Origin of the sequence: Idiomarina piscisalsi, from assembly GCF_002211765.1 — a bacterium.
GTDB classification, from domain to species: domain Bacteria; phylum Pseudomonadota; class Gammaproteobacteria; order Enterobacterales; family Alteromonadaceae; genus Idiomarina; species Idiomarina piscisalsi_A.
Map to the genome: position 1 here is coordinate 1,322,279 of NZ_CP022133.1, position 11,575 is coordinate 1,333,853.

The window sequence follows — 11,575 nt, forward strand, 5'->3', positions numbered from 1 at the left end:
ACTCTATTCTGATAAGTTTTCGAGTTCTTCCCAACGCTCAAGATCCTGCATCAGCTGCTCTTCCAGCTCTGTAATTTCATTCATGACAGGCTCCGTTTTCTCTAGCGGTTGTTCGAAAAACCCAGCTTCATTAATTAATTCTTGTAATTCTTCCAGACGCGCTTCTTTTTCAGCAATCACTTTTGGTAACTCGTCTAGCTCACGCTGCAGCTTATAGGATAACTTTTTACGTGGCTTGGCTGAACCGTTGGAAGACGTTTGTTTGTCCGCTTCTTTATTTTTGTTGGACTCAGACTCTTTTACTGGTGCTTTGGTTCCCCTTGAAGCGGAAGAATTTGTGGAGCCAGAAGGTGCTTTATTTTTTAAATAGTGTTCAAGTTCGGTAAAACCACCAAAAATCTCAGTAATGACGCCATCGCCTTCAAAGTAAAGAACACTTGTGGCGGTATTATCAACGAACTCACGGTCGTGACTCACCAGAAGAACCGTCCCCTCGTAATTAGCAATTATCTGCTCTAACAGTTCGAGTGTTTCGATGTCCAAATCGTTGGTGGGCTCATCGAGTACCAAAATGTTGCTTGGCTTTAGCAGTATTTTTGCCAGAAGAGCTCGGTTGCGCTCACCACCAGACAACGCACTGACCGGTGTGCGTGCCTGCTTCGGCGTGAATAGAAAGTCCTGCAAGTAACTTAAGATATGTCGCGGACGCCCCTGAAACTCAATGTCTTGTTTGCCGTCACCCACGTTGTCCATAACCGACTGACCCGGGTCGAGCTGCGCCCGGTGTTGGTCAAAGTAAGCAACCTCCAGGTTGGTTCCTAAACGCACAACACCTGAATCAACTGGCAGGTCTCCCAAAATCACTTTTATTAAAGTACTTTTTCCGCAGCCATTGGGACCAACCAGCGCGACTTTGTCACCACGCATCAGCAGCAAATCAAGATCGTTGATAATTTGCTTGTCGTCGAAAGACAAGGACATATTCTCGCCTTCAAAGACCTTCTTACCAGAACGTTGTGACTCGTTAACGGATAAATTGGCTTTTCCCTGAAGCTCGCGGCGTTGTTGTCTTTGCTTGCGTAAATCCTGCAAAGCGCGCACACGCCCTTCATTACGAGTTCGACGTGCCTTAATACCTTGTCGTATCCAAGCCTCTTCTTCCGCCAGCTTTTTATCAAACTCCGCATTTTGAGCAGCTTCTACTTCTAACGCTTCATTTTTCTTAACCAGGTAATTGTCGTAATTACCAGAGTAGCTCGTCAATAAGCCCCGATCTAAGTCAATGATTCGAGTCGCCAAGCGTCTTATAAAAGCACGGTCGTGACTGATAAACAGTACGGCACCTTTAAAAGCGACTATTTGCTCTTCAAGCCAACGAACCATATCAATATCCAAGTGGTTGGTTGGCTCATCCAGTAATAATAAATCGGGATCAACCACAAGCGCACGTGCCAGTGCAATACGCCGTAACCAACCACCAGACAAGGATGCCATAGTGTCATCAGCGGGCAGTTGTAAACGCGTGAGAGTTTGCTCTATGCGCGTGGCCATTTGCCACCCATTACAAGCATCCAGCGCCGTTTGAACACGCTCTAAGTCTTGCAGTGTTTTATCATTGCTACTTCCGTCTGCCAGTTGCTCTGAAAGCCTATGATATTCGGACAAAAGCCTTCCGGTGTCGGCGAGTCCCTCAGCAACATAATCATAAATAGTTTGTGTCGATTGAGCCGGGGGATCCTGCGGTAAGCGGGCGACTTTCGTGTCGCCTATTGTTTGCACGCTGCCCGCATCAAGTAAGACTTCACCATCAATGGCCTTCAATAACGTCGACTTCCCGGCGCCATTACGACCGACCAAGCAAATACGCTCACCCGCTTCTACCGTAAAATCAACGCCATCCAGAATAGCGTCCGCACCAAAGGCTAAATGAGCATCCTGAACTCGCAATAAACTCATTGCTCAATAAACTCCAATAATTGCTTTTCATCGAACGGCCAACGAAGCTCACTATCATCGCTGGCTTTTACGAACACCGGCACAAGCCAACCATATTCTTCCTGTAAGTCGTCTTGTTCCGAAATATCGACGACCCCAAGCTCTACTGGTTCCTCTAATACCAACTGATGCAGCATTTGCAATGCCTGTGTGCATAATGGGCAATTGGGCTTAGTTAATAGGTAAACTGCCGACATTAGTGCGCTCGTGAAATAATAAAATAATGATGTATGCCTTTATGACGCTTGAAGTCTTCAGGTATAGACGCCTGCGTCTGATCGTTGACTTCAAAGCCGGCTTTTTCCAGGTCTTCAACGTCAATTTTGAATTTCTTACGGTTATTGGAAAACAAAATAACGCCATCGTCATGCAGCAAGTTTGCCGCGGTTTTTATAAGACCAACGTGGTCACGTTGTATATCCAGAGTACCGTTCATTCGCTTGGAATTACTGAACGTTGGAGGATCCAGGAAGATCACATCAAATGCTTGCTTCCCTCTTTGCTCTCGCATCCAGCTAAAGCAGTCAGCTTGAATAAAGTCATAATCACCACGCAAATTGTTGAGTTCGAAGTTGCGTTCACCCCATTTAAGGTAAGTGTTTGACATGTCGACCGAAACGACTCGTTTCGCACCGCTTCTGGCGGCCTGAACCGATGCTGTGCAGGTATAAGCAAACAGGTTTAAGACATCGAGCTCATTGCACTTTTCTAAAAGCTCTTTGCGCACCAACCGGTGATCCATAAACAAACCGGTGTCCAGGTAATCGGTCAAGTTCACCTCGAAGCGTGCACCGTATTCATGAACGGTCAGTATTTTACTTTCCTGAGAGCGTTTCTCATATTGTTGGCGACCGCTCTGACGTTGGCGGCGCTTCAACACAATATTGCTTTCATCAAATGGTAAGGCTTCGCTCAATGTCTCAAGCATGAACCACAGACGATCATTTGCGACCCCGTCAGGAACAGTTTTTGGCGCCGCATACTCTTGAACCACTAAGTAATCGCCGTAGATATCAATAGCCGCATTGTACTCAGGCATATCAGCGTCGTAGACTCGCCAACAATCCAGCCCTTCTTTTTCTGCCCACTTTCGTAGTTTTGAGTAATTCTTTTTAAGCCTGTTTAATAAATCGTTACTTTTACTTTCCGTAAAGTCTGGCTGCTCTATTGTTAAGTCGTAAAGCGCTAGAGTAACCGGAATTGCACCGTTTAACAGTGAATATTTCTTATGACTTCTGAGTCGTAAGCGTTTTAATAACTGTTCGTCACCAGCCAGTATCGATAAATGCCAGTTTTGGAAGTTTTCTTTTAATGTTTTGCCAAAACGCTGGTAAAGCAACAGGGTTTCAACAACCTCACCCAAGCGCTCACCGTAAGGCGGGTTAGTCACCAGTAGACCCGACTCGGCGGGCGCTTCCAGGTCTGTTGCATCACGTTCTTCCCACTCAATAACGTCGTTAAGTAGCACACGACTGGCGTTACTGCGGGCAATTGAGACCATTCGTCCGCTGTTGTCAGACCCTTTAATGATGCCATTGAAAGCCGCTTTTCCTAATTTAAAACGCTCTTCGGCCTCACCTAGCACGCTGTGCCATGCAGCGGTATCATGCTCCTTCCAACGTAAAAAGCCCCAATGCCCCGAGCTAAACCCGGCGCATGATCACAGGCCATCATTGCCGCTTCAATAAGCAAAGTGCCTGAGCCACAAAAAGGATCAAAGATAGCAGGTCGGGATTTTTCTAACTCGGTTTTTATACCCGATCGAATAAGAATTGCTGCGGCCAACGTTTCTCGTAACGGCGCGGCGCCCTGCTCGGTTCGATAACCTCGCTTGTGCATGCCGTCACCGGAAAAGTCTAACGACCATACGAGCTTTCCTTTGTGCAGACGGACGGCAATACGAATATCGGGTTGCTCTTTTTCTATATTCGGTCGTGCAAGCCCCTTATTGCGGAAGTGATCAACAATACAGTCCTTAACCAGCTGCGCACCAAACTGAGTGTGACGAATATCGTCATTACTACCGGAGAAGTCGATAATAAAAGTATCGTTATTACTAAAAACTCGCTGCCAGTTAAACTGAGTCAATGTCAGTTTTATATCGTCCAGGCTGCTGGGTTCGTGCTCGCCTAACTGCAGCAACATACGGCTGGCTAATCGCGACCACATCACAATGCGGTAGGCCAGCTCTAAAGAAGCATCAATATAGCAGCCCGCAACTGTTTGTTTTAAATAAGGTAATTCGTAAGCCTGTAATTCTTCATGAAGTAGCTCTTCGAGCCCTTTGGCACAGGCGATAAAAAAACGATGCATAAATTCCGACTTGTTCATTCAGTAAACCGCAATTATAACGGAGAGCCACTTGGCTGTCTTTAATAACCCGGGAAATAACCTTAAATGAGCAATTAATAAGCACTTAACTTGAATTTGGCTGAATAGTAGGCGGTTAAGTAAAATAAGGCTTGCGCTAAGGGGAGGACAGGTATAGTATTCGCCTCATCGGACGCGGGGTGGAGCAGTCTGGTAGCTCGTCGGGCTCATAACCCGAAGGTCGTAGGTTCAAATCCTGCCCCCGCAACCAATTTCCTTTTTAAGATAATATCCCTAAGTAATCTTCCGAACACACTTCCAAAAAGAATCTCTGAAGTTTAAAGCAATAGCCTTATGCTAAGCGTTGTCCCCAGGACGACTGTGATGACATTGCTAAGTCAATAGTGGCAGGTAGTAACCGATTTAAGGTCACTTTTATTACTTGAAATTGGCGCATGGTCTTAATGGCAGACAACTGCATAAACTCGTCAAGCAAGACACAGGACGCAAACTCATCATCCGCATCTATAATCATAAACAAGCCTTGATCGAACCCGGAGTTGAGCTCACATAAACGACGCTCTTCCGGCCATTCGCTTATGTCTGACTTTTGAAAGTGCCAACTTTGTGGCATTTGAGGGCGACCAAAGCGATTCCATGCCATTGCATGCAATGCTGCATTATCAATAGCACAGGGGAGCTTGTCGCTAGGATAAGCTTCTAATAACTCGGTAGTTGATTGGAACACACTCGCATCTTCAATATCTAACTCTGAATTTTCAAAGTGGATATTGACCAGTTGACTGGCTTTATAAGCAATCTGACGAGAATCGTCTTCCGAAAGCTTCACAAAAAGCTCACCAGACTCTTGATTGTATAGCCATAACCAATGCGGTTGTGATTCCACGCTGTTGCCCTTTATTCTTCTAATATGAGCGAAATGATTCGAATGCGAATAATGATATATGGCTAAAGATACTAGACTCAAGTATCTATTACAAGCCGTTAACAATGTCTTTAATAAGTTTGGGGCCGTGATAAATAAACCCAGTATACACCTGAACTAAACTTGCTCCGGCAGCTAACTTCTCTTTAGCAGCAGCGGCACTATTGATACCCCCTACCCCAATAATGGGCATTTTACCCTGTAACTCACTGTGCAGTTGTCGAATAACATCGGAACTCTTATCTTGCAACGGACGCCCACTAAGGCCACCGGCTTCAGACGCTTGTGAGTCGGTTAAATGATCACGAGACAGCGTGGTGTTCGTGGCGATCACACCATCAATATTGGTATTAAGCAGCGACTTTGCCATTACTGAAATCTCTTCGCCTGTTAAGTCAGGCGCGATTTTTACCACCAATGGCACATAACAACCGTGCTTTTTATGCAGCTCTGACTGAGAGTTTTTCAATGTCGTCAGCAAGTCATCCAACGCACTGCCATGTTGTAAGTTTCGTAACCCAGGCGTGTTCGGCGATGAAATATTAATGGTGACATAATCAGCGTATGGATAAACTTTTTCGAGACAAATGAGATAATCGTTAATAGCTTCTTCTTCAGGGGTGACTTTGTTTTTGCCGATGTTAATGCCAAGCACGCCTTTATAAGACGTCGCTTTAACATTCTCTAACAGCTTATCGACGCCTTCGTTATTGAAACCCATTCGATTAATAATTGCTTCGTCATCTACCAATCGGAATAAGCGCGGCTTTTCATTACCCGGCTGTGCCACCGGCGTAATAGTCCCTATTTCAACAAAACCAAAGCCCATTTGGCCGAAAGCGTCAATGCATTCGCCATTTTTGTCCAACCCGGCAGCTAAACCAACTGGGTTGGGAAAGCGAATACCCATTACCTCGCGGGGCTTCTCTGGAACACTTTGTTTCCAAAGTAATGACAACGGAGTGTTGTGCCAACGCTTTAAAACACCGAGCGCAAACTCATGCGTGCGCTCGGCATCTTGGCGAAACAGCCAGGAACGAATGACTCCGTACATCAGCTGGACACTTTTGGTGCACAGTTATGACTAAGCAGCATCAGTTCGCGTAACGCGACTGAGAACTTAGCAAACTCGTGACTCTTAGTGGTTTTGAAGTCTGAAAGCATTTGCTGCCAACGGTACAGCAAGGTTTCGTTCTTCTCGACCCATTCGCTTATCATATTCTCTGGATCTTTCGTATTAGACGTTGCTTTTAGTACGACCTGCGTTAGCGAGCGTTGCTGCCAATCCAACTCTTCGCGGAAAGCGGCACGCGCCAATGCTTGCCAGTGATTAGCAACAGGCTGGTTATTAATTTGCGTTAAGAACCAGTGCAAGTTCAGTTCTGCGCCTAAGCGGAAATACAGCGTTCCAACCGTCTTCAGGTTTTGTCCACTATCATTTGCCACTTCAGCTAAGTCCATTGCCGAGAATATCGTACTCAAGCTAGCTACGTGCTTAGCGAGTTCAGCCGGGAAGCCATGCTCTTTGTATTTCTCAATGGTCTCTTCAATAACTTTCGCTTCGTCTTCAATCATGTACTTCAGACAGTTTTTACGAAGGTCATCAAACGCGCCCATGTAGAAATCTAAATGTTCCTGGATACCATTTAACGTTGGGTTGCGATGACGCAGGAACCAACGAGTTGCGCGGCGTACCATACGGCGTAGTTGGAATAGAACATCGTTCTGAATTTCCGCTGGGACTTTGTTGTTAAGCGCTTCAATTTTATCGGTTAGCTCTTCAACTTTAAAACACTCACGTGCAACGACATAAGCTGAGGCAACTTCTGCAACACTAGCACCTGTCGCCTCCTGCTTACGGAATACAAAGTTTGGCCCCATGTCATTAACAATGTTGTTGGCCAGCTTGGTTGCAATGATCTGCCCTTTCAGCGGATGCGATGTCATTGCTTCAGCGAAGCGCTCACGCAGTGGTTCCGGGAACGAATCAAACAGCTCACGCGCGTGGTAAGGATCTTCAGTGATCTCGTCAGTGATCAACTGCTCTTTCAGTACCATTTTACCGTAAGCGGTCAACACTGAAAGCTCTGGACGAGTTAAGCCCTGGTTCGACGCCTGACGTTCAGCAAGCTCATCATCATCCGGTAAGAACTCTAGCTGGCGGTTAAGTGCACCGTCACGTTCCAGCTGGTGGATAAAGCGTTGCAACTCTTTAACTTGATCAGCGCCACGCAGCGCAGTGACAGATAACGACTGTGTTTGGCGATTACAGTCATCCAGAACAATCTCAGCGACTTCTTCAGTCATGTCATACAGTAACTTGTCACGCTGCTTCTGTGTTAGGTCGCCACTGTTGACCAGACCGTTCAGCAAAATCTTAATGTTAACTTCGTTATCCGAGCAGTCGACGCCACCGACATTATCGACAAAGTCGGTATTAATGCGTCCACCTTTTTGTGCAAATTCAATACGACCTAGTTGGGTAAGGCCAAGGTTACCGCCCTCACCCACAACTTTTGCTTTGAGTTCGCGACCATTCACACGTAGTGCGTCGTTAGCACGGTCGCCGACGTCAGTATCGGTTTCTGCTTTACCTTTGACGTAAGTACCAATACCGCCGTTCCAGATAAGATCGACCTCCATCGTCAAGCAAGCTTTGATCAGCTCGTTCGGTGTCATGGACTTCTTGTTGGTGCCAATCATCTTTTTAATTTCAGGTGTCAGCTCGATGGCTTTCGCGCTCCGCGAGAAAACCCCGCCGCCTTTTGAAATTAACTCTCTGTTGTAATCATCCCAGCTTGAGCGTGGCATTTTGAAAAGGCGATCTCGCTCTTTCCATGAGCTGGCTGCATCTGGTTCAGGGTCAATGAAAATATGCATATGGTTAAACGCTGCTTGCAAGCGTGTGTGCTTCGACAACAGCATACCGTTACCAAATACATCACCACCCATATCGCCGACCGCAACACACGTAAAGTCTGTGGTTTGGCAGTCAATGCCCATTTCACGGAAATGACGTTTAACGGATTCCCAGGCACCGCGTGCGGTAATCCCCATCTTCTTGTGGTCATAACCGACTGAGCCACCAGAGGCAAACGCATCACCCAGCCAGAAGTTATACTCAGCAGAAATGCCGTTCGCGATATCAGAGAATGTCGCGGTTCCTTTATCGGCTGCAACAACTAAATACGGATCGTCTTCGTCATGACGCACAACATCTTTAGGCGGAATAATTTCGCCTTCAACAATGTTGTCAGTAATATCCAGCAATGCGCGAATGAAAGTTTTGTAGCACGCCTGCCCTTCTGCCATGAATCCTTCACGGTCTTCCGGTAGCGCCTTACAAATAAAGCCACCCTTTGCTCCGACCGGAACTATAACGGTGTTCTTCACTTGCTGGGCTTTGACCAAGCCTAAAATTTCAGTACGGAAGTCTTCACGTCTGTCGGACCAACGTAGGCCACCACGGGCTACCTTACCACCACGTAAGTGAACACCTTCAACACGCGGTGAGTAAACAAAAATTTCAAACTTCGGTAATGGTAACGGCATTTCCGGTACCATTTCCGGTAAAAACTTCAGTGAGATATAAGGTTTGTCTTTGCCACCTTCATCACTTTGGAAAAAGTTTGTTCTAAGCGCCGCGTCAATTAACTCGACGTAACGACGAATAATACGGTCATCATCTAAGTTAGCAACGTTATCCAGCTCAGTGTTGATACGCGTATGCAACGCCTCAAGCTTTTTATCAACGTCTTTTGTGCCAGGCTCAAACTTGGTGTAGAACATTTTTACAACCAATTTAGCCAGTAACGGGTATTTGCTGAACGTACTTTCAATGTAGCTTTGGCTGAAAGTGGTACCAATTTGACGCATGTACTTAGCCAGCATACGTAAAATGGTCGCTTGGCGGCCATTCATCCCGGCCCCTAGCACTAAACGGTTGAAGCCGTCGTCTTCAAGCTGCCCGTCCCATACTTTGGCAAAAGCATTCTGGAAGGTTTCGCGACTTTCTTCTAAATCAAGTGAACCAGCCGTATGAAGCATTTGGAAATCCAGCACCCAAAATACATTGCCGTCAGCTGCTTTTATTTGATACGGGCTTTCGCCAATGACACGCAAGCCAAAGTTCTCAAGCATTGGCAGCACGTCAGATAGATGAATCGGTTCGTCTTTATGGAATAGCTTTAAATGCAGATGTTTGCTGTCATCTTTTTCTTCCTGAGCTCGGTACAGCACCATACCCAGCTTGTGATCGTCGTCTAGCGACTCAAGCTGCTTAATATCTGAAATGGCCACCGATGGCAGAACATCTTCTTTGTAAGCGCGTGGGAACGCGGAAGAATAACGCTTATTGAGTCGTGTCGCCTGAGCTTCACCATACGTTGACTGCAGAATTCTTTCGAAGTTATCTTCCCAGGTGCGTGCTGCTTCAATCAAGTTTTGCTCCAAATCTTTCACGTTAATCATCTGATGACTATCGCTTAAGCGAACCGTATAGTGGGTTCTTGCCAGCGATGACTCGGAAAAATACGTTGTAAAATCAACATCGTATTCCGTTTTGAATGTTCTTGCTAAAATGCTTTGCGTACGCTCACGCAGTAAAGTGTTATAGCGTTCTTTAGGTACGTACACCATGCACGACATAAAACGACCAAAGATATCGCGACGCAAGAACACTCGCGTCATATCACGCTCTTGCATTTGCAGCACACCAAGTCCGACCTCTAATAAGTCGTCTTCCTCAGCCTGTACTATCTCGTCACGTGGATAGGTTTCCAAAATATTCAGTAACGCTTTAGCCGCATGAGACTGTGGCGCAAAACCTGACATTTCCAACACGCGCGAGATTTTTTCACTGACCAGGGGAATATCGGAGGTACTATTATTGTAGAAGCTGGCAGAGTAAAGCCCGATAAAACGGTGCTCGCCAATAACCTCGCCCTTTTCATTGAAACGTTTAATGCCAATATAGTCAGAGTACGCTGGGCGGTGAACTCTTGATTTAGAATTCGTCTTCGTCAGCAGTAACAATCGATCATTCTGGATGATTTCACGAGCATCTTCCGGCAGTGACGACACTAAGCGACCTTTATCACTGACCGAATTTTTCATTAAGCCAAGACTGGAATCTTTAATTTGTTTTAGCTCATAGTCGCCTTTTACCGGGCTGAGCTCGTATTTACGGTAACCGGTTAATGTGAAGTTGTCGTCAGCTAGCCATTTTAAAAACTTTTTCGCTTCATTTTTGTAGACATTATCGCCTGGGTAGAAATCGTTATCGAGCTCTTTAGCGACATCCTGTAAACGCTCACGCATGAGCTTCCAATCTTCCACCGCAAGGCTAATTTCTTCCATGACAGAAACCAGCTCTTTTTTCAGTGTTTTAATTTCGTCTTTGCTGGTTTGACGGTCAATTTCGATTAAAAATACGGTATCAACGTAGTTATCGTTACTACGTGTGCCCGGCTTCTGTAACTCTGTAACTTGATGACTCTTGTCGCGCTTGTGGCTAATCGGCATATGCAACAACAAGTGTGATGTTATGCCCAGACGCGATAACGCCATGCGAACTGAGTCCACCATAAATGGCATATCGCTTTGGATAATTTCGACGATAGTATGCGGCGATTCCCAACCGTCGTTCGGTACATCTGGGTTATAAACTTTTATGAGTGCTTTATCGCCCGGAGTATATTCGTTAAAGCTATGCCAAAGTCCTAAGACAGCACCGTACATATCGCTGTCGTGACGATTGGTTAAATCATCACTCGCTATATTTCGGTATAACCGTTTGGCAAAATCTGCAACTAAATGCGCCTGAGGAGCTGGAACTTTCTTATTTATCAATTCAACGACTTTTTCCAGTAAAACCGGAGATTGACTATCGACCAACGACATAATTACAGAGTCCTTGAGGTTGTTGGTGAAACGTCGCAGGCAAGCCAAATGCGGCCCGCGGCCAATGAATCTATGATTGATGTTATTGTCGGACATTTATCATAGGCTTTCAACGCTATTTCGCATTAAAAACCAGTGTTTAGACCAGATATTTCGGGGATTGAGAAATAACTATGTTATTTAACTGAATGGAAGTCTTTAGACACGACGTAAATCAACAAATTTTTGATTTTCATCGACTTGTAGGCAGAAGCGACCTCTTATGCCCTGGCTATCAATAAACTTTATAAAGCGGCCCGCGGGAATAGCGACCCGCGTGCCGTTATCAGTGGTTACAACGACCTGTTGAAAGCCCTTGTTATAGTAAACATCACAGTATTCCTGATAGCTCATGGACAGACTAAAGACATACTGGATGATCAC

General features: G+C 45.8%; 6 protein-coding genes, 1 tRNA gene and 1 pseudogene. 1 reads left to right on the forward strand and 7 read right to left on the reverse strand.

The window, feature by feature from the left end; translation table 11 throughout:
- Positions 1–3 precede the first annotated feature (3 nt).
- From uup to rlmKL, 3 genes and pseudogenes are all read right to left on the reverse strand, one after another.
- Positions 4–1,956, reverse strand: coding sequence for an ATP-binding cassette ATPase Uup (gene uup, locus CEW91_RS06370; protein ID WP_088768187.1), 1,953 nt, complete (start codon positions 1,954–1,956; stop codon positions 4–6).
- A complete protein-coding gene (locus tag CEW91_RS06375) occupies positions 1,953–2,192 on the reverse strand; it encodes a glutaredoxin family protein (protein WP_088768188.1) in 240 nt (79 codons plus the stop codon). The genes uup and CEW91_RS06375 overlap by 4 nt, the downstream gene beginning before the upstream one ends.
- Positions 2,192–4,308 (reverse strand): annotated as a pseudogene (gene rlmKL, locus CEW91_RS06380) (bifunctional 23S rRNA (guanine(2069)-N(7))-methyltransferase RlmK/23S rRNA (guanine(2445)-N(2))-methyltransferase RlmL). The gene CEW91_RS06375 and the pseudogene rlmKL overlap by 1 nt, the downstream one beginning before the upstream one ends.
- A gap of 191 nt (positions 4,309–4,499) precedes the next feature.
- Between rlmKL and CEW91_RS06385 the strand changes: the two are divergent.
- Positions 4,500–4,576 (forward strand) — tRNA-Met (locus CEW91_RS06385).
- An 81-nt stretch (positions 4,577–4,657) separates the two neighbouring features.
- Here CEW91_RS06385 and CEW91_RS06390 read toward each other — a convergent pair.
- The 4 genes from CEW91_RS06390 to CEW91_RS06405 all read right to left on the reverse strand — a co-directional run bounded on the left by CEW91_RS06390 (position 4,658) and on the right by CEW91_RS06405 (position 11,575).
- On the reverse strand, positions 4,658–5,212 hold the full coding sequence (locus tag CEW91_RS06390; RefSeq protein ID WP_088768189.1) for a cell division protein ZapC domain-containing protein: 555 nt from the start codon (positions 5,210–5,212) through the stop codon (positions 4,658–4,660).
- A gap of 88 nt (positions 5,213–5,300) precedes the next feature.
- A complete protein-coding gene (gene pyrD / locus CEW91_RS06395) occupies positions 5,301–6,305 on the reverse strand; it encodes a quinone-dependent dihydroorotate dehydrogenase (protein WP_088768190.1) in 1,005 nt (334 codons plus the stop codon).
- Positions 6,305–11,152 carry an NAD-glutamate dehydrogenase gene (locus tag CEW91_RS06400; protein WP_088768191.1) on the reverse strand — a complete coding sequence of 1,616 codons (4,848 nt, stop codon included), beginning with the start codon at positions 11,150–11,152 and terminating at the stop codon, positions 6,305–6,307. Before CEW91_RS06400 ends, pyrD begins: the two co-directional genes overlap by 1 nt.
- Before the next feature lie 198 nt (positions 11,153–11,350).
- Positions 11,351–11,575, reverse strand: coding sequence for a DUF2835 family protein (locus CEW91_RS06405; protein WP_053953635.1), 225 nt, complete (start codon positions 11,573–11,575; stop codon positions 11,351–11,353).

What these genes read in the sequence shown, in the direction of transcription:
- uup (WP_088768187.1), bottom strand. Translation starts at nt 1,956, where the DNA reads ATGAGTTTATTGCGAGTTCAGGATGCTCATTTAGCCTTTGGTGCGGAC.
- CEW91_RS06375 (WP_088768188.1), bottom strand. Translation starts at nt 2,192, where the DNA reads ATGTCGGCAGTTTACCTATTAACTAAGCCCAATTGCCCATTATGCACA.
- pyrD (WP_088768190.1), bottom strand. Translation starts at nt 6,305, where the DNA reads ATGTACGGAGTCATTCGTTCCTGGCTGTTTCGCCAAGATGCCGAGCGC.
- CEW91_RS06400 (WP_088768191.1), bottom strand. Translation starts at nt 11,152, where the DNA reads ATGTCGTTGGTCGATAGTCAATCTCCGGTTTTACTGGAAAAAGTCGTT.